The 18,168-nt window shown below is 70.7% G+C and carries 21 protein-coding genes; 14 read left to right on the forward strand and 7 right to left on the reverse strand.

Annotated features, from left to right (window positions below):
• Positions 1-7: 7 nt before the first annotated feature.
• The 8 genes from B0I32_RS35845 to B0I32_RS35875 all read left to right on the forward strand — a co-directional run bounded on the left by B0I32_RS35845 (position 8) and on the right by B0I32_RS35875 (position 6,976).
• A complete protein-coding gene (locus B0I32_RS35845) occupies positions 8-1,807 on the forward strand; it encodes a flavin-containing monooxygenase (protein WP_106247356.1) in 1,800 nt (599 codons plus the stop codon).
• Between the two features lie 35 nt (positions 1,808-1,842).
• Positions 1,843-2,295 carry a hypothetical protein gene (locus tag B0I32_RS60290; RefSeq protein ID WP_245956224.1) on the forward strand — a complete coding sequence of 151 codons (453 nt, stop codon included), beginning with the start codon at positions 1,843-1,845 and terminating at the stop codon, positions 2,293-2,295.
• A gap of 107 nt (positions 2,296-2,402) precedes the next feature.
• A complete protein-coding gene (locus B0I32_RS35850; RefSeq protein WP_245956225.1) occupies positions 2,403-3,569 on the forward strand; it encodes a sensor histidine kinase in 1,167 nt (388 codons plus the stop codon).
• Between the two features lie 61 nt (positions 3,570-3,630).
• Positions 3,631-4,272 carry a response regulator gene (locus tag B0I32_RS35855; RefSeq protein ID WP_181308147.1) on the forward strand — a complete coding sequence of 214 codons (642 nt, stop codon included), beginning with the start codon at positions 3,631-3,633 and terminating at the stop codon, positions 4,270-4,272.
• Positions 4,273-4,320: 48 nt separating this feature from the next.
• Entirely contained in the window at positions 4,321-5,115 is a 795-nt protein-coding gene (locus tag B0I32_RS35860; RefSeq protein WP_106247359.1) for an MBL fold metallo-hydrolase, read from the forward strand.
• Positions 5,116-5,242: 127 nt separating this feature from the next.
• Positions 5,243-5,620, forward strand: coding sequence for an SgcJ/EcaC family oxidoreductase (locus tag B0I32_RS35865; protein ID WP_106247361.1), 378 nt, complete (start codon positions 5,243-5,245; stop codon positions 5,618-5,620).
• The gene (locus tag B0I32_RS35870; RefSeq protein ID WP_106247363.1) at positions 5,617-5,967 is read left to right on the forward strand and encodes a hypothetical protein; all 351 of its coding nucleotides are present in this window, start codon (positions 5,617-5,619) and stop codon (positions 5,965-5,967) included. The genes B0I32_RS35865 and B0I32_RS35870 overlap by 4 nt, the downstream gene beginning before the upstream one ends.
• Positions 5,968-5,977: 10 nt before the next feature.
• Positions 5,978-6,976, forward strand: a complete 999-nt coding sequence (locus B0I32_RS35875; RefSeq protein WP_106247365.1) for a GNAT family N-acetyltransferase — start codon at positions 5,978-5,980, stop codon at positions 6,974-6,976.
• On the opposite strand, the gene B0I32_RS35880 is transcribed toward B0I32_RS35875, so the two are convergent.
• Positions 6,920-8,320: a sensor histidine kinase gene (locus B0I32_RS35880; protein WP_219912181.1), complete on the reverse strand. Its 1,401-nt coding sequence runs from the start codon at positions 8,318-8,320 to the stop codon at positions 6,920-6,922. The two genes, B0I32_RS35875 and B0I32_RS35880, sit on opposite strands and share 57 nt — an antisense overlap.
• Complete coding sequence (locus B0I32_RS35885; RefSeq protein ID WP_106247367.1) at positions 8,317-8,988, reverse strand: response regulator transcription factor; 672 nt, start codon at positions 8,986-8,988, stop codon at positions 8,317-8,319. The genes B0I32_RS35880 and B0I32_RS35885 overlap by 4 nt, the downstream gene beginning before the upstream one ends.
• Before the next feature lie 125 nt (positions 8,989-9,113).
• Here B0I32_RS35885 and B0I32_RS35890 point away from each other — a divergent pair, with 125 nt between their 5' ends.
• Positions 9,114-9,542, forward strand: coding sequence for a hypothetical protein (locus B0I32_RS35890; RefSeq protein ID WP_106247369.1), 429 nt, complete (start codon positions 9,114-9,116; stop codon positions 9,540-9,542).
• Between the two features lie 10 nt (positions 9,543-9,552).
• On the opposite strand, the gene B0I32_RS35895 is transcribed toward B0I32_RS35890, so the two are convergent.
• Positions 9,553-10,632, reverse strand: a complete 1,080-nt coding sequence (locus tag B0I32_RS35895) for an Rv3169 family protein (protein WP_106247370.1) — start codon at positions 10,630-10,632, stop codon at positions 9,553-9,555.
• 116 nt (positions 10,633-10,748) lie between these two features.
• Positions 10,749-11,186 carry a hypothetical protein gene (locus B0I32_RS35900; protein WP_106247372.1) on the reverse strand — a complete coding sequence of 146 codons (438 nt, stop codon included), beginning with the start codon at positions 11,184-11,186 and terminating at the stop codon, positions 10,749-10,751.
• 221 nt (positions 11,187-11,407) lie between these two features.
• On the opposite strand from B0I32_RS35900, the gene B0I32_RS35905 reads away from it, so the two are divergent.
• Positions 11,408-11,944 carry a peptidylprolyl isomerase gene (locus tag B0I32_RS35905; protein WP_106247374.1) on the forward strand — a complete coding sequence of 179 codons (537 nt, stop codon included), beginning with the start codon at positions 11,408-11,410 and terminating at the stop codon, positions 11,942-11,944.
• Between the two features lie 100 nt (positions 11,945-12,044).
• Entirely contained in the window at positions 12,045-12,914 is an 870-nt protein-coding gene (locus B0I32_RS35910; RefSeq protein ID WP_181308149.1) for a rhomboid family intramembrane serine protease, read from the forward strand.
• A gap of 34 nt (positions 12,915-12,948) precedes the next feature.
• On the opposite strand, the gene B0I32_RS35915 is transcribed toward B0I32_RS35910, so the two are convergent.
• Positions 12,949-13,194, reverse strand: a complete 246-nt coding sequence (locus B0I32_RS35915) for a cell division protein CrgA (RefSeq protein WP_106247376.1) — start codon at positions 13,192-13,194, stop codon at positions 12,949-12,951.
• A 99-nt stretch (positions 13,195-13,293) separates the two neighbouring features.
• Between B0I32_RS35915 and B0I32_RS35920 the strand changes: the two genes are divergently transcribed.
• From B0I32_RS35920 to B0I32_RS35925, 3 genes are read left to right on the forward strand one after another with little or no spacing between them, the layout of a single operon-like run.
• Positions 13,294-13,959, forward strand: coding sequence for a class E sortase (locus B0I32_RS35920; RefSeq protein WP_245956226.1), 666 nt, complete (start codon positions 13,294-13,296; stop codon positions 13,957-13,959).
• A gap of 1 nt (position 13,960) precedes the next feature.
• The gene (locus B0I32_RS58080) at positions 13,961-14,119 is read left to right on the forward strand and encodes a hypothetical protein (RefSeq protein ID WP_181308151.1); all 159 of its coding nucleotides are present in this window, start codon (positions 13,961-13,963) and stop codon (positions 14,117-14,119) included.
• Positions 14,116-14,688: an anthranilate synthase component II gene (locus B0I32_RS35925; RefSeq protein WP_106247377.1), complete on the forward strand. Its 573-nt coding sequence runs from the start codon at positions 14,116-14,118 to the stop codon at positions 14,686-14,688. Before B0I32_RS58080 ends, B0I32_RS35925 begins: the two co-directional genes overlap by 4 nt.
• Before the next feature lie 153 nt (positions 14,689-14,841).
• Here B0I32_RS35925 and pknB read toward each other — a convergent pair whose 3' ends face one another.
• Both pknB and B0I32_RS35935 read right to left on the reverse strand, forming a co-directional pair.
• Positions 14,842-16,710: a Stk1 family PASTA domain-containing Ser/Thr kinase gene (gene pknB, locus B0I32_RS35930; RefSeq protein WP_106247379.1), complete on the reverse strand. Its 1,869-nt coding sequence runs from the start codon at positions 16,708-16,710 to the stop codon at positions 14,842-14,844.
• A gap of 83 nt (positions 16,711-16,793) precedes the next feature.
• Positions 16,794-18,158, reverse strand: a complete 1,365-nt coding sequence (locus tag B0I32_RS35935) for a serine/threonine-protein kinase (protein ID WP_106247381.1) — start codon at positions 18,156-18,158, stop codon at positions 16,794-16,796.
• Positions 18,159-18,168 lie beyond the last annotated feature (10 nt).

Genomic DNA, 18,168 nt, shown 5'->3' on the forward strand with positions numbered 1-18,168 from the left:
GGGATGCATGACAGAGCGCCCGACCATCGACAGGGACGCCCTTCGCCGGAAATATCGCGAAGAGCGCGACAAGCGGCTCCGGCCGGACGGCAACGACCAGTACCTCCGCCTCACCGGCCGTTTCGCCCACTACCTCGACGACCCGTACACCCCGATGACCGAGCGCGACCCCAAGACCGACCACGTGACCGTCGCCTTCATCGGCGGCGGCTTCGCCGGGCTCGTCACCGGCGCCCGGCTGAAGGAGGCCGGCATCGACGACGTGCGCATCGTCGAGAAGGGCGGCGACTTCGGCGGCACCTGGTACTGGAACCGCTACCCCGGCGCCCAGTGCGACACGGCGTCGTTCGTCTACATGCCGCTGCTCGAAGAGACCGGCCACATGCCGACCGAGAAGTACGCGCACGCCCCCGAGATCCTCGAACACTGCCGCCGCATCGGCAAACACTTCGGCCTGTACGACAACGCCCTGTTCCACACCGAGGTCCTGGACCTGACCTGGGACGAGGACCGCTCCCGCTGGATCGTCAGGACCAACAGAGGCGACGCGTTCACCGCGCAGTTCGTCGCCATGGGCATCGGCCCGCTGCACGTGCCGAAACTGCCCGGCATCCCCGGGATCGAGGAGTTCGGCGGCCACTCCTTCCACACCAGCCGCTGGGACTACGACTACACCGGCGGCGACCCCTCGGGCGCGCCCATGGACCGGCTGGCGGACAAGCGGGTGGCCGTCATCGGCACCGGCGCGACGGCCGTGCAGTGCGTCCCGCACCTGGCGCGGGCCTGCGCCGAGCTGTACGTCTTCCAGCGCACGCCCTCGTCGGTCGACGTACGGGACAACCGGCCGACCGACCCCGGCTGGTTCGCCACGATCGCGAGCCCCGGCTGGCAGCAGCGCTGGCTGGAGAACTTCACCGCGAACCAGACCGGCGGCGCGGCCGAGGAGGACCTGGTGATGGACGGCTGGACCGACATCGCCCGCCGCTACCGCTCCAAGATCAACGCCATCCCGCGGAACGAGCTCACCCAGGACACGATGCTGGCCGCGTTCGAGGACTCCGACTTCGAGAAGATGGAGGAGATCCGCGCCCGCGTCGACAGCATCGTGCGGGACCCGGAGACCGCGCGGCGGCTGAAGGCGTGGTACCGCCAGCTCTGCAAGCGGCCCTGCTTCCACGACGAATACCTGCGGGCGTTCAACGTGCCCGGCACCCACCTCGTGGACACCGACGGCAGGGGCGTCACGCGGATCACCGAGCGGGGTGTGCTGGCGGGCGACAAGGAGTACGAGGTCGACTGCGTCATCTACGCCTCCGGCTTCGAGGTCGGCACCGACTACACCCGCCGGGCCGGCTACGACCTGACCGGGCGCGACGGGGTGCTGCTGTCGGAGCACTGGGCGCAGGGCATGCGCACGCTGCACGGCATCCACGTGCACGGCTTCCCGAACGCCTTCCTCGTGCAGCCGACGCAGGGCGCCAACCTCATCTCCAACATCCCGCACAACCTGACGGAGGCGGGCAGGACCATCGCCACGACCGTCAGGCACGCGGTCGAGCACGGGTACGCCCAGGTCGAGGCGTCGGCGCAGGCCGAGCAGGGCTGGGTCGACCTGCTGCTGTCCGGCGCCGGCCGGATGCTCGGCTCCCCCGACTGCACGCCCGGCTACTACAACAACGAGGGCCGGGACCTCGGCATGAAGGACCGGCTCAACGTCGGCCATCCGCACGGGGCGGTGGCGTACTTCGCCTACATCGACCGGTGGCGTACGTCGGGCGCCTTCGAGGGCCTGACGTTCCGGACGTAACCGTCAAGATCCGGCACCTAGTACCTTCGTCCCCCATGAGCTACGACCTTTACTTCACCCGCCGCGCGCCCGGCCAGTCATGGGACGAGGCGCTGGCGGCCGACGACGCGCGGGCGGAGCCGCTGCGGCCCGACCTGGAGGCGTGGGAGAGCATCGTCGGCCGCACCCGCGAGCTGCTGGGCGAGGTGCGCATCGTCGAGTACCCGCCGAACTGGGAGCTCGACCACGAGGCCACCGGCATCTCGGTGAACCACTGGGAGGGCGGCTGGGAGATGAGCGTCCCCTACCGGACCCACGGCGAGGAGGCCCGCCGGGTGGTCGGGCTGCTGTACGAGGTGGCGGCCGTGGTGGCGGGCGCGTCCGGGTTCGAGTGCTTCGACCCGCAGCTCGGACAGCCGGCGGCGGAGGTCGGGGATCTGGGGCGCGCGGTGGAGCTGTTCGACGCCGTGGCGGACCGGTACGGCCGCCGCGGCACCGTGACCGCCTGACGGCCCGCAACCAAGCGTCGCTGCTCGGGCACAAGTGGCGGGCGTACGGGACGAATGCTCTACCCAGCACTACTGCCTGCCCTCCCACCAGCGGATACGGTCACAAGGTGCTCAACAGGACCGCGCTCGAAGCCCTGACGCAGCGCCCCCTCCCGTTCCTCGCCTCCGCCTGGCCGTGGCGCGGCGCGGCGTACCTGGTGGCCGGGCTCGTCCCCGGCGCGGCCGCCGGGCTCGTCGCCGCGGCTGCCTACGGCGGCACGCTGGTCACCCCGGCGCTGGGCCTCGTGACGGGCCTGGCCGCCCTGGCCGGGTCGGTCCCGCTGGTCGCCCGCTTCGAACGCGCCCGGCTGCGCCTGGTGGACGCCGTCCCCCTGCCGGACACCCAGGACCGGCGCAGGCGGGAGGCGGGGCTGGTCGTCATGACCGTGGTCGCGCTGTGGTGGATCGACCTGGTCATGCTGGCGGTCACGGTCGGCGGGCCCCTGGTGGTGGCGCTCACCTGGTTCGTCCAGCCCGAGGCGACGCCGGTCGCCGGCGTGCTGGCGTTCGTCGCGGGTGTCCTGCTGCTGCCGGTGGCCGCGTACACGATCACCGCCTGGGCGGGGGCGAGGGGGGCCATGGTGCGCGCGGTGCTGGCGCCGCAGGGCTCCGAGCTGGGCGAGGTGCTGCGGTCGCGGGCGCGGCTGGTGGACGCGTACGAGACGGAGCGCCGCCGGATCGAGCGGGACCTGCACGACGGCGCGCAGCAACGTCTGGTCGCGCTGACCATGACGCTGGGGATGGTCGGACTGGACCTGCCCGAGGGCTCCGAGGCGGCCCGGCTGATCGGGGTGGCCCAGGCGGAGGCCAAGCAGGCGCTGGCCGAGCTGCGCGAGCTGATCAGAGGCGTGCACTCCCAGGTGCTCACCGACCGGGGGCTGGCGGCGGCGGTGCACGACGTGGCGGGACGCTCGCCGGTGCCGGTCGACGTGGACGTCTCCGTGCCGGGCCGGCTGCCCGCGCCGGTCGAGGTGACCGCGTACTACGTCGTCAGCGAGGCCCTGACGAACCTGGCCAGGCACGGCCAGGCCACCAGGGGGCACGTCGCCGGCCGGATCGAGGCGGGCACGCTGGTCGTCGAGGTGCGCGACGACGGCGTCGGGGGTGCCGACCAGGCGAAGGGGACGGGGCTGACCGGGCTGGCCGACCGGCTGGCGGTGGTGGGCGGAAGACTGTCCCTGTCGAGCCCGTCCGGCGGCCCGACCCTGGTCCGGGCGGAGATTCCGTGCCCATGAACGCGAACCCCGTGCCGGGCGGAGATCCCGTGCCCATGACCAGGATGGGAAGGAAGAGCACGTGCGCGTGGTGATCGCCGAGGACGCCGTCCTGCTCCGCGAGGGCCTGGCCGGGCTGCTCGAACGCTTCGGCCACACCGTCGCCGCCGCCGTCGGGGACGCCCCCGCCCTGATCGAGGCCGTCGCCGCGCACCGTCCCGACGTGGTGGTGACGGATGTGCGGATGCCGCCCGGCTTCGCCGACGAGGGGCTGCGGGCCGCGCTGGAACTGCGCGGACGGGAGCCGGGACTGGCGGTGCTGGTGCTCAGCCAGTACGTGGAGCAGACGTACGCGGCCGAACTGCTCGCGTCCGGCGCGGGAGCCGGCATCGGTTACCTGCTGAAGGACCGCATCGGCGACGTACGCGAGTTCGTCGAGGCACTCGACCGGGTGGCCGCGGGCGGCACGGTCGTCGACCCCGAGGTGGTGCGCCAACTGCTGCGACGCAGGCGCGACCCGCTGGCCCGGCTGACCCCGCGCGAGCACGAGGTGCTGGGCCTGATCGCCGAGGGCCGCTCCAACGCCTCGATCGCCAAGGAGCTCTTCGTCACGGAGGCGGCCGTGGCCAAGCACATCGCCGGCATCTTCGCCAAGCTCGACCTCCCGCCCGCCGCCGACGGGCACCGGCGGGTGCTGGCGGTGCTGGCGTACCTGCGCGGGTGACGCAGGGACATATGCCATTCACCGCGGCTAAAAGTAGTGTTCCTTGGCATGAACGAGCAATGGCATGAGGTCGGCGACCGGGTATACGTCCGGCGTCATCGGTCGTTCGACCTGAACACGGGGCTGATCGTGGGCGACGGGCACTGCCTGGTGCTCGACACGCGCAGCTCCCACCAGGAGGCGGCGGATCTCGTGGCGGCGGTCAGGCGGATCACCGCCGCCCCGTGGACGGTCGTCAACAGCCACTCCCATTTCGACCACTACTTCGGCAATGCGCTCTTCCGCCCCGCCGAGATCTGGGGGCACGCCAGGTGCGCCGAGGAGATCGAACGGTACGGCGAGGACAGCCGGGCCGGCGTGATCAAGCATCATCCTGAGCGGCGCGAGGAGATGGAGGAGGTCACGATCGTTCCGCCCGACCACACGTTCACGGCCGCGGCCAGCCTCGACATCGGCGGGCGCATGGTGCATCTGCGCCACTTCGGGCTCGGGCACAGCAGCAACGACATCGTGGCGCAGGTGCCGGACGCGGGCGTGGTGTTCGCCGGGGACCTGGTGGAGGAGGGGGCGCCGCCGGCGTTCAGCGACTCGTACCCGCTGGACTGGCCCGCGACGACGGCCGCGATGCTGGCGGAGATGCCGGAGCCGGTGATCGTGCCGGGGCACGGCGCGGTGGTGGACCGGGCGTTCGCCCAGGCGCAGCACGACGAGCTGGTGCAGGTGGCCGAGCTGGCCAAACGGGCCCACGTGGAGGGGCTGCGCGACCTGATCAAACTCTTCCCCTACTCCGAGGACGTCACCAGGCAGGTCATCGAGCGCGCCTTCATGCAACTGGACGCCTGAGACGACGCAGCGAGCGACCTGGCGCATCTTAAATAGTGCAACTTGCAATATAGAAGAGAGCGTTATAGCGTCATGCCATGACCTGGCGCGGTCCCCCGGCCGTGCCGCGACACGAAGGAGTCATGACATGTCCGCCGAGATCATCCGACTGGTCGAGCGCATGACCGAGACCTGGAACGCCGGGGACGCCGCGGGCTACGCCGGCCTGTTCACCGAGGACGCCGACTACATCACCTACTTCGGACTGCACCTGGAGGGCCGCAAGGCCATCGAGGAAGTGCACAGGAAGCTGTTCGAGACCCCGATCAAGCTGGCGGAGAGCGACCAGGCGCCGCGGATCAGGCAGCTCACCGCCGACGTCGCGGTGCTGGTCATCGGCGGCACCTCCACCATGGACGGCGAGCCCGACCCCAGCCGCGCCTCCGTCATCACGCTGACCGCCCTGCGCACCCCCGAGGGCTGGCGCTTCGCCTCCTTCCAGAACACCCGGGTGGGCCGGCCATGAGGAAGAAGCTCATCACCGAGGTCTCCGGCGTGGTCGCGGCGCCGGTGGACCGGGTGTGGCGGGCCCTGCTGGACGACCGGCCGCGATACGAGATGAAGACCGAGCTCGGCGAGCACACCGTCGCCTACCAGGGCGGCTGGTGGTACCGCGGCGAGTGGGCGGTCGTCGCAGACCCCGAGGGCACGCGCGTGATCCACCGCGTCTACGACGTGGCCGAGCGGCTGAGCTGGGCTGTCACCCTGGTGAACAAGTTCTTCCACGGCTTCGACGAGCAGACCCGCAGGTCCTTCGCCGAAGGGCTGGCCCGCATCGGCGAGCGGTTGGGATGTGCCGCCCGGCTCACCTAGGCTGCCCGGCATGAGGTGGGGATCGCTTGAGCGGGGAGACGCCGGGAGACTGGCCGAGCTCTACGCCGCGGTGGAGGCAGAGGACAGGACCGGCGAGCCGCACGGGGTCGACGAGGCGGCCGAGCGGCTCGCCCACCCCCTGATCGACCTGGCCGAGGGCACGATCGCGGCCAGGGAGGGCGAGCGCATCGTGGCGTTCGGCTACCTGCCGGTCCGGCAGTCCGCCGAGGGCGGAAAGCACTACCTGCGCTTCTCCGGCGGGGTGCACCCCGCCTACCGCAGGCAGGGGCTCGGCCGCCGGATCGTGGACTGGGCCGTCCGTACGGCGCCGGTGCTGAGCGCCAGGGCGTTCCCCGGCGTGGACGCGGAGCTTCACCTCCTCGCCGCCCACGACAACGCGGGCGTCAGGGCGCTGGCCGAGCGGACCGGGTTCGCCGTCGTCCGCACCTTCGCCGACATGGAACGCCCCCTGCCGGGCGACCCGCCCCCGCTCAGGACGCCGGACGGCGTGCGCATCGTCACCTGGTCGCCCGAGCTGGACGAACAGGCCCGCCACGTACGCGACGAGTCGTTCCGCGACCACTGGGGTTACGTGGCGCACACACGGGAGAGCTGGACGAGCCAGATCACCGGCTCCGTGAACTTCCGGCCGGAGTCGTCGTTCCTGGCGCTGGCCGGTGACCGGGCCGTGGGCGTGCTGATCACGCACGTCTTCGAGGCCAGAAACGCCCGCCGCGAGGAGCGCCAGGCGTGGATCCAGATCGTCGGCACACTCAAGGAGTGGCGCGGCAAGGGCGTGGCGGGCGCGCTGATGGCGCACGCCCTGACCGTCCTCGCCCGCCAGGGCTATCACAGCGCCGGGCTGGGCGTCGACGTCGACAACGCCACGGGGGCCGTCGGCGTCTACACGCGCGCCGGGTTCGCGATCACCAGGCGGCACACCACGTACGCGCTACCCGTCGTCCAGGGGGAAGCGCGCGACGAAGCCGGAGCCGGCGTACACGAGTGAGCCCTCGTGCAGGAGCGCGATGTCCCGCGCGATCGGCAGCCCGAGCCCCGCGCCGCCCGCGTCCCTGGCCCGCGCCTCGTCCAGCCGGGTGAAGCGGTCGAACACCGCCTCCCGGTGCTCCGGCGGGATCCCCGGTCCGTCGTCGCACACCTCCAGCACCGCCTGGCCGTCCTCGGCGGCCACCCGCACCCGTACGGTCGAGGCCGCGTGCCGGACGGCGTTGTCGGCCAGGTTCGTCACCAGGCGGTCGAGATGCGCGCTCGACCCCCGCATCACCACGTCGGGCTCGACGTCCAGCTCGACCCGCACCTCCGGCCGCCGCCTGGCCCGCAGCGACGCCTCCGCCGCCACCTGGCCCAGGTCCAGCTCGGCGGCCCGCAGCGGCTCGCCCGCGTCCAGCTTGGCCAGCATGAGCAGGTCGGCGGCCAGCGACTGCAGGCGTTCGACGTCGGCCAGGGCCTCCACGGTCAGCTCGCTCGACTCGGCCAGCTCCAGCCGGGCCCGCAGGGTCGCGATGGGGCTGCGCAGCTCGTGCGCGGCGTCGGCGACGAAGCGCTTGTGCCGCTCCACGGCCGTCTCCAGCCGGTCGAGCGTGCCGTTCACGGTGGTCGCCAGCGCCGCGATCTCGTCCTTCGAGCTCGGTACGGGCACCCGCTGGTGCAGATCGCGGGCCGTGATGTCGGCCACCTTGGCCCTGATCGCGGCCACGGGGCCGAGCGCGCGGCCCACCGAGAGCCAGGTCATGCCGGCCACCACCAGCAGCAGTGCGGGCACGCCGGGCAGCAGCGCACCGTACAGCGTGTTCAGCGCCTCCTCCGCGCCCTCCAGCGAGACCCGGCCGAACACCACGGCGGGGCCGGCGGCGGTGGCCACCTGGGCTTTCGCGACGGCGTACTGGCCGGACGCCGCCCAGTTCTCCGCCGCGTCGGCCCGCCTGGTCAGCAGGACGTCGGGGTCGGCGATCCGCGCCACCGTGCCGTCGGTCAGCTGCACCTGGCCCGCCCTGATCAGCGCGGACACGCCCGCGGGGGCGGGTTCTGTCCTGGCGGGCGGCTTCAGGGGCTCGGCGGCCCGGCCGGGCGGCGCTTCCGCGGCCTTCGCGGCCTCCGTGGCTTCCGCGGCTTCCGTGGCGGAGAGTTCTATCGTCTCCGCGTACGGCAGCACCGCCGAGACCTTCCTGGCCGCCGCGGCGTCGGCGCTGCTCTCCAGCGTGCCGCGCAGCGCCATGATCAGCACCAGGGCCGCCGCTCCCAGGGCGAGCGCGACGACGAGCGTGGCCGCGGCGGTCGCCCGCAGCCGCACCGACGACAACCCACCCGCCAGCCTGTTCGGCTCGATCGTCACGCCGCCTCCAGCCGGTAGCCGGCCCCGCGGACCGTCATGAGCGTCATCCTGCCGAACGGCACGTCGATCTTCCGCCGCAGAGCGCTGATGTAGACCTCGACGATGTTCGGGTCGCCGTCGTAGGAGAAGTCCCATGCCTGGGAGAGCAGCTCGCTCTTGGAGACCACCTCGCCGGGCCGGCGGGCGAGCGCGTGCAGCACCGCGAACTCCTTCGGCGTCAGCCCGATCTGCACCTCGCCCCTGCGGCAGCGCAGCCCGGCCGGATCGATCACGAGGTCGCCGACGCTGATCGAAACGGGCCGCTCACGCCCGCCCCGCCGGACCAGAGCGCGCAGCCTGGCCAGCAGCACCACGTACGAGAAGGGTTTGGCCAGGTAGTCGTCGGCGCCGTTGTCGAGCGCCTCGGCCTCGTCGTAGATGCCGTCCTTGGCCGTGAGCATCATGATCGGCGTCCAGTCGCCCGCCTCGCGCAGCTTGGAGCAGACGGCGTAGCCGTTCATCCGGGGCAGCATCACGTCCAGGACGATCACGTCGTAGGTGTTCTCGGTGGCCATCCACAGCCCGTCGCGCCCGTCGTGGGCCACGTCGACCGCGAAGCCCTCGCCTGCCAGCCCGCCCTTGACCAGGTCGGCCAGCCGCTCCTCGTCCTCCACCAGTAACACTCGCACGTCGTCCAGAGTGCCGCACCGGACCTAAAGCCAACCTGAAGATCATTTGAGGGCTCTTCAGGATCACTTCAGGTACGGCAGGCCAGTCTCGGAGGCGTTCGTTCGATTCCCAGTGAGGAGCCCTCATGTTCAAACGACGTCTCGCGGTGCTCGGCGCGGTCGCCGTGCTCGCCATCACCGGTGTGGCCGGATCCGCGATGGCCGACCAGACCCCCGCGCCCGCCGCCGGCTCGAAGGTGGTCTGCACGACGAGCGACGGCAAGACCATCGAGATCATGCCGGCGCTCCCGGCCAAGGACGTCCTGGCCAAGGGCGAGGCGGTGCGGGCCGGAGCCGACGGGGTGGCCGTACGGGTCAAGGACCTGAGTGACGGATTCGAGGGCGAGGCGGGCAAGGTCGTCAAGGGCAGCAGGATCGCGTCGGAGGAGGTCCCCGAGATGGGCGTCGCCCTCCCGGCCAGGCCCGCGCAGCCGAGCGACGCGGCGGAGGGCGTGGCGCCGCCGGAGAACGGTCTGGCCGAGACCATCTCCATCAGCTGCAAGAAGGCGGAGTAGCGGCTCCCGGTCAGTCCGTGAACGACGGGTGCGGTCCCAGGGCCCAGTACTCGTAGAGCCCGTGGCCCACGAGGCCGTCGTACTCGAAGCGCCCGACGGCGTCGACCAGGCCCCACATCCTGGCCGCGTCGTCGGGCAGCCGGTGCGTCACGCCCTGCACGACGGGATCGGCCCCCTGGTACATCCCGTGGCGCCACTCCTGCTCCAGCCCGTAGCCGGTGCCGACCATGAGGTGGACGGGCAGCAGCGGCGTGCAGCGCACGTCGAACGGCTTGCCGCCGGGCGGTGCGAACGTGATCGTGGCCTCGACGACGTCGCGGGTGCCGGGGGCGTAGACCGGGCGGTACTCCGGCCGGCCGAGGTATTCCTCCTCGCGCCCGTCGGACCAGACGCGTACGGCCTCCTCCAGCAGCCGGCGGCCCCGCTCGTCCTCCTGGATGATGCAGAGGATGGCGTGGTCGTCGAAGCGCATCGGCGTGTAGAGCCAGTAGAACGTGCCGGAGTTCTTGGCCTGGATGCCGGGCGGCTCGGGTTCGCCCACGGGCCTGATGCCCCAGCTGCGGTCCCTGGTGCCCATCCAGCGGTCGGAGGTGACCGGGATCTCCTCGTCCTCCCCGATCCTGATGTTTCCGGACCAGCGGCCGGTCTGCGCCAGGCGTACGGAGTCGAAGACCACCCGCTCCTGCCAGCGCAGGAAGTGCCGGGGCTCCAGCACGGCCGGGATCGTCCCCTCCCACGTGAGGTCGAAGGACAGGCCATGCTCGTTCGGCTCCAGGACCACCCTGAGCCGCTTGAGCCCTTCGATCACCTCGACGCGGAACGGGCCGACGCGCGTGTCCATCCGGTCGGCGCCCAGCTCGCGCGAGGCCCGCACGACGCGGTGCAGGTCGGGGGTGCGCAGGCAGGCGAAGGCGTCGGTGACGCCCAGGTTGGGGTACTGGCCGAGGCCGACGATCAGCATCAGCTCGTCGGAGGCGGCGTGGCAGTTGAAGTAGTAGCGGTCGTAGAAGTTGCGGTCGCCGGTGGTCACGTGCCGCATGACCTGGGCCGCCTGGTGCACCGGGAAGTCGTCGAGGGGTGACAGCGCCATAGCGGGGTTGTAACAAGCGCTTGGTCGTACGTCAACGCTCCCGTACGTGGAGGAAGCGCCCTCTGCAGACGGAAGCGCGCCCCCGCAGTCTCGCGAGGGCGCGCTTTCCAGCGAGATCAGGACATCTTGCGAGACGTCTCGTCCGCCTTGTTCGACACGTCGGTCGCCATCCGGTCCGTGGACCCGGAAGTCTGCTCCGCCTGCTCATTGACCCATCGTGAGGCATCGGAGGCGGAGTCCTTCATGTGTTCGGTCCACTGCTGTGCGTTGCGGCGGTAGAACGTGTAACCGATCGCCCCCACCGCGAGACCGGTGAGCAGGACGAGCATCGGCCAGCGCCGCGACCGCGACGGCGTGGGGTCGATCTTCCTGGCCGCGGTGGTCAGCATCTCGCTGACCTTGGGTGCGACCTGGTCCTCGAATCCGTGCGCCGCGGACTCCAGCCGCGGCGCCGCCCAGTATCGGGCGTCTTCGATGCGCTGGGCGGCGACCACCTTGGCCTGGTCCGCCATGGGCTGCATCCGGTGGCCGGTTCGCACGGCCTGAGCCTTCATTCGGCCCATCCACGTGGCGGGAACCTCTATGACCACGCGGCGTCTTCTCATTGTCAGGGACACGACAACCTCCCCTGTCTATCGGGGCCCCGAGCCTGACCTTCCCTGGACAAGGCGGCTCAATCATGGCCGTCCATGGGAGGATGGCTCGGAAGGCCGGACGGCCATAAATCTCAAAACACTACAAACCAACCCTGTGCATAGAGGGGGGCAGCTGTCTCGTGGCTGAGAAGCTGATCGCAAATCTGAACACCAACCGCGGCAATATCAAGGTGGAACTCTTCCCCACCAAGGCCCCGAAAACGGTGCGAAACTTCGTGGAACTGGCCGAAGGCCAGCGCGAGTGGACCCACCCGGGCACCGGTGCGAAGAGCACCGGCCGCTACTACGACGGCACGATCTTCCACCGGGTCATCTCCGGTTTCATGATCCAGGGCGGAGACCCGCTCGGCCAGGGCATCGGCGGCCCCGGCTACGAGTTCGACGACGAGATCCACCCGGATCTCTACTTCAACCGCCCCTACCTGCTGGCCATGGCCAACGCCGGAGTCCGCGGCGGCAGGGGCACCAACGGCTCGCAGTTCTTCATCACGGTCGTGCCGACGCCGCACCTCAACGGCAAGCACTCGATCTTCGGTGAGGTGATCGAGGGTCAGGACGTGGTCGACGCCATCGCCAAGACCCGCACCGACCAGCGCGACCGGCCGGCCGAGGACGTCATCATCGAGTCGGTCACCATCGAGCAGGTTCCCGCCTGACCTGACCCGATCGCGGTCCCCCGGCTCACCTGAGCCGGGGGAGTCCGCGCTGCCCTTCCCGGCCCGCGCGGCACGCTTCGGCAAGCCTTAGGCTTCGGTCATGACCAGCCAGCCGCCCAGCCCGCCCCCGCAGCCCGAGCAGCCCGAGCAGGCGGTGCCCACGTGCTACCGACACCCGGACAAGGAGACGTGGGTCCGCTGCCAGCGATGTGAGCGTCCCATCTGTCCCGACTGCATGCGCGACGCCGCGGTCGGCTTCCAGTGCCCCGAGTGCGTGGCCGAGGGCAACAAGGGCCTGCGCCAGGCCAGGTCCACCTTCGGCGGCAACGTCGTACGCACGCCGATCGTCACGTACACCCTCCTGGTGATCAACCTCCTGGTCTTCGGCGCCCAATACCTCACGGGCGACCAGGTCACGGCCGAGCTGGCCATGTGGCCCGGCGGCGTGGCCGTCAACGAGGAGTACTACCGTCTGATCACCGCGGCCTTCGTGCACGGCGGCGTCTTCCACATCCTGTTCAACTCCTGGGCCCTCTACGTCGTCGGCCCCTACCTGGAGCGGGCCTTCGGCCACGTCCGCTACACGGCGCTCTATCTGGTCAGCGCGCTCGGCGGCTCGGTGCTCGGCCTCTGGTTCGACCCGCTCATGCAGCCGACGGTCGGCGCGTCCGGCGCCATCTTCGGTCTGTTCGCCGCCGTCTTCGTGGTGGGCCGCAAGCTCAATCTCGACGTGCGCGGCATCGCCGTGCTCATCGTGATCAACCTGGCCATCACGTTCATCGCCCCCGGCATCAGCTGGACCGGCCACATCGGCGGGCTGATCACCGGAGCGCTGTTGTCAGGAGCACTGGCCTACGCCCCCAGGAACAACCGGACCCTCTGGCAGGTGCTGGCGATCGCGGGAGCGCTGGCCGTGCTGGCCGTGCTGGTGATGGTCAGGGTGTCGGCCATCCTGAGCGGCGCGGCCTGACTTCAACAGCCTGTGGAAAAGACTGTGGAAAGAACTAGCGCCAGCGGGTGGAAAGCACCACACCGAAGATGATGAAAACAAACCCGATCAGCAGGTTCCAGTTCTGGAGGTCGCTGAAGAAGGGCGCCTGCGGTGCGACGTAATAGATCGAGATCCACAGGATGCCGACGATCCATGCGACGACCATCGTGGGCGCCAGCCAGCGCGGGCTGACCTTGACCTGCTGTGACCTCTGCGGCGGGGTGTAAACCGCCTTCTTGCGAGCCTTGGACTTGGGCACTGGATAACTCCTGCTGGCGGCCTGGGCTTCCGGATCGTCCACAGGCTCTTCGATAAGCGTAGTTGAAGCGTGCCCCAGGATAGTCGCCACGCGCATGACATGGCGATCCCCCTGGGCCGCTTCGCCGCCGAATACGCTGACCGGATGCGGGCCATGCTGCGGGCCGTGGGGGAGATGTGCATCACCGCGGGCCTGATCCTCATGCTGTTCTGCGCCTACCTGCTCTGGGGCACCGGCGCCTACACCGAGAGCCAGCAGCTGCTGCTCCAGCGCCAGCTCGCCGCGAAGAAGGCGGGGCCGCCCCGGCCCGAGCAGCCGGTCCGGCCGGGCCAGGCCGTCGCGCTGCTGCGCATCCCCAAGCTGGGCCGCGACTACCAGTACGCCGTGGTCGAGGGCGTCGGCGCCGACCAGCTCAGGAAGGGCCCTGGACACTACCCCGACACCGCCATGCCGGGCCAGGTCGGCAACTTCGTGCTGTCGGGCCACCGCACCACGTACGCGGCGCCGTTCAACGAGATCGACGAGCTCGAACGCGACGACGAGATCGTCGTGGAGACCCGTGAGGCCCGCCACACCTACCGCGTGACCTCCCAGGACATCGTGCGGCCCGACGAGGTCGACGTGCTGGCCCCCGTGCCCGGCAAGCCCGACATCCGGCCCATCCGCGCCTTCATCACGCTGTCCACCTGCCACCCCGAATACTCGGCCGCCGAACGGCTCATCGTCTACGGCGTCCTGAAGGACAGCGAACCACGCGAGGAGTGACATGTACGCCTGGCTCTGGCGCAAGCTGCCCGGCCGCCCGCGCACCCGGATCCTGACGGCCCTCGTCCTGGCCGGTGCGGCGGTGGCCGTACTCTGGTATGTCGTGTTCCCGCTCCTGGAGCCCGTGGTGACGCTGGACGAGGTGACCGTAGCCAAATGAGCCGCGTGCTGGTCGTGGACAACCACGACAGCTTCGTCCACACCATCGTGCAGTACCTGCGCGAGCTGGGCGCCGACTGCGACGTGCGCCCGCGCGACGACGTACGCGTCCACGACGCCGACGGCTTCGACGGCGTCCTGATCAGCCCGGGCCCCGGCACCCCCGAGGCGGCCGGCGTGAGCGTCCCCCTGGTCCATCACGCGGCCGATAGGCGCCTGCCGCTGCTCGGCGTCTGCCTCGGCCACCAGGCCATCGCCATCGCGTACGGCGCCACCGTGACCCGCGCCCCCGAGCTCTTCCACGGCAGGACCAGCGCCGTCGCCCACGACGGCCAGGGCGTGTTCCGGACTCTGCCCTCACCCGTGCGGATGACCCGCTACCACTCGCTGGCCGTGCTGCCCGGCACGGTGCCCGCGGCGCTCGACGTGACCGCGCGCACGGAGGACGGCGTCATCATGGGCCTGCGGCACCGTGAGGCCCCGATAGAGGGCATCCAGTTCCATCCCGAGTCCGTGCTGTCGGAGCACGGTCACCGGTTGCTCCGGAATTGGCTGCGCGGAATCGTGTAACGAACCTCTCGCCCGGAGCGAGGTACAAGTGAGCGTCCCCGCCGTTGCCCCCGAGCGGCGGGGGCGTTCTTTTTTGTGCCCGAAGGGCGCACAGCCGAAGGGCCGCCCTCCCCCTCGCCGGGGAAGAGCGGCCCTTGGCGTGTACGCGGGACCTCAGCCGTTCAGGCCGCCGCCGAGGCCGTCGTCGCCGCCGGTGTCACCGTCGCTCGGAGGCTCGTCCTGGTCCGGGAAACCGTCGCTCGGCTGCTCGTCCGTCGGGACCTCGTCCGTCGGCACCTCGTCGGTGGGCGGCGGGGCGCTCTCCTCGGGACCGGTGGACACCACGATCGTGACCGTCGTGTTCGCCGGGTACTTGGCGCCCTCACCCGGGTTCTGCTGCACGACCGTGCCCTCCGGCACCTCGTTGCTGGGCTGCGGGTTGACCTTGACCTTGAAGCCCGAGGACTTGAGCTGCGCGGTGGCGTCCGCCTGGGTGAGCCCGATCACGCTGGGCACCTCGCCGAGCTCCTTCGGGATGAAGAGCGTGACCGTGCCGCCCTTCTCCACCGAGGATCCGGCCTTCGGGTCGGTGGCGATGACGGTGTTCTGCGGCCTCGACGAGTTTCTCGTCTTGATGACGCCGCGCAGGTTGGCCTCGGTGAGGATCGCCTCGGCGTCCTCCTTGGACTTGCCGATGAGACCGTCGGGGACCTTCACCTTCTCCGTGCCCTTGGACACGATGAGCTTGACCCCGGACTCCGGCTCGACCTTGGTGCCCTCGGCGGGCTCCGTCTTGATGACGGCGCCCTTCTCGATCTCCGAGCTGAAGTCCTGCGTCACCTGGACGGTCAGTCCGAGTTTCTCCAGCTCGCCCTTGGCGTAGGAGCCCTCCTGCGAGGCGAGCGACGGGATCGTGACCATCGTGTCGGTCGGCGAGTCCTTGCCGGCGAACACCACGTAGCCGATGGTGATGAAGCCACCGATGATGAGCAGCGGAATGATGATCCACAACGCGGTCTTGAGCACGGTGTTGCCGCCGCCGTTGTTGGCCCGGCGCCGGCCGCCGCCGCGGCCGCCCTCGTCGTACTCGTAGTCGGGGATCGCGCCGGAGCGCTGCGTGGCCGGGCCGGCGGCGGACTGGGTCGCGGTCATCATCCGCGTGCCCTGGTAGTTGCTCATCGCCATCGTCTGGGCGTCGACCGGCATGCCGGACATCGCCCGCTGGATGTCGGCCCGCATCTCGCCGGCGTTCTGGTAGCGGTGCGCCGGGTCCTTGGCCATGGCCTTGAGCACGATCGCGTCGGCCCAGGCCGGGATCTCGGGGTCGATCTGCGACGGCGGGATCGGGTCCTCGCGCACGTGCTGGTAGGCGATCGCCACCGGGGAGTCGCCGGTGAACGGCGGCTGGCCGGTGAGCAGCTCGTACAGCAGGCAGCCGGTGGAGTAGATGTCGCTGCGCGCGTCGACCCGCTCGCCGCGGGCCTGCTCGGGCGACAGGTATTGGGCGGTGCCGATCACCTGGGCCGTCTGCGTCATCGTTGCCGCCGAGTCGGCCATCGCGCGGGCGATGCCGAAGTCCATCACCTTGACGTCGCCGGCGCGCGTGATCATGACGTTGGCCGGCTTGATGTCGCGGTGCACGATGCCGCCGCGGTGGCTGTAGTCGAGAGCGCGCAGGATGCCGTCGACCAGCTCGACCGCGCGCTCGGGCAGCAACCGCCGATCCTGGCGCAGCAGGTCGCGCAGCGTCCGGCCGTCGACGTACTCCATCACGATGTACGGCACGGGGGTGCCGTCGGTGGAGTCTTCGCCGGTGTCGTAGACCGCGACGACGGCCGGGTGGTTCAGGGAGGCCGCCGACTGCGCCTCACGGCGGAAGCGGGCCTGGAAGGTGTGGTCGCGCGCCAGGTCGGAGCGGAGGGTTTTGATCGCGACTATGCGGTCCAGCCGGATGTCTCGGGCGCGATACACCTCGGCCATGCCGCCGCGCCCGACGACACCGTCGAGCTCGTAGCGACCTCCGAGTAGCCGAGGCTGAGTCATTTCCTGCACTGTCCCTTACCGTTCATCTTGGGTACCGGCCGGCTCGGGGGGCCGCCGGTGTCCATCATCGACCCCGTAGCGCATCACGTCTCCTCTTTGGGCGGGTTTGTTTCACCCGGGTCCGGCGAGGCGGTGGGTGTCGGACTTGTCGGTGTATCTGTGGGCGTTGGGGTCGGGGTGGGCTTAGGGGTAGGGGTGGTCCGGGTCGGTTTCGGCGTCGGCTTCCTCGTCGGAGTAGCCGTCTTGCTTACCGTAGCCGAAGGCGAGGCTATAGGCCGCTGCGACTTCGTCGGAACCACCGTGGGCCGGCGGGTGCGCGACTTGGTCTTCGACGGTTTCGCCCGCGGGGGCGACGGGCTCTTCGTCGTCTGGCGTACCGTCGCCGACGGCTCGGCCACCTCGGGCGGCGCCGGCGGCTGCCGGTTGGCGAAGGAGATCGCCGTCAGCCCCACCGCCGCCGCGCAACCCGCCGCGGCGACCAGTGCCAGCGTCCTGGCGCCTCTCCTGCGGCCCCCAGACCGCTCCTGCATCGTCGCGGCCGGTTGGAGGTCGTCGGTCGCCCGCTCGTCCTCAGCGGCCGGCTCGCGGACGCGGAAGCCTCCCGGGTCGGTGAGCATGCTGAGCTCGGCGCCCTGCGCCACGCCGGCCAGCGACTCGCGCAGCACGTGGGCGCGGTCGGACAGCTCCAGCGCGGTCGCCGGACGCTGCGCCGGTTCCTTGGCCAGCAGCGACATGACCAGCTCGCGCACCGGCGCGGGCACGTCGACCCCGAGCGGCGGCGGCTGCTCGTTGAGGTGCAGCAGCGCGATCGCCACCTGGCTGTCGGCCCGGAACGGCGTCCGCCCCGCCAGGCACTCGTAGGCCACCACGCCCAGCGAGTAGAGGTCGGTCGACGGCGTGAGCGCGAAGCCCTGCGCCTGCTCGGGGCTGACGTACTGGGCCGTGCCGAGCACGGTGCCCGTCTGCGTCACCGGCGCCGCCTCCAGGGCGCGCGCGATGCCGAAGTCGGTCACCTTGATCGCGCCCTCGGGCGTGACCAGCAGGTTGCCCGGCTTGATGTCGCGGTGGATGATCCCGGCCGAGTGCGCCGCGTGCAGCGCCTTGGCCGTCTGGTGGACGACGTCGAGGGTCACCTCGGGCCCGATGGCGCCGTTGCGCGCCAGGATGGCCGACAGCGGCTCCCCGTGCACCAGCTCCATCACGAGGTAGGCCAGGTCGTCCTGCTCGCCGTAGTCGAAGATCTGCGCCACACCCGGGTCGGCCAGCGCCGCGGTGATCCGCGCCTCGTTGCGGAAGCGCTCGCGGAAGGTGAGGTCGGCGTAGATGTGGCTGCGCAGGATCTTCACCGCCACCTCGCGGCCCAGCAACTCGTCGCGGGCACGCCAGACCTCTCCCATACCGCCCGTGGCGATGCGGGAGATCAGCAGATAGCGGTTACGGAGCCGCATGATGCAGCAG

This window comes from Nonomuraea fuscirosea, assembly GCF_003001935.1.
Taxonomy (GTDB): domain Bacteria; phylum Actinomycetota; class Actinomycetes; order Streptosporangiales; family Streptosporangiaceae; genus Nonomuraea; species Nonomuraea fuscirosea.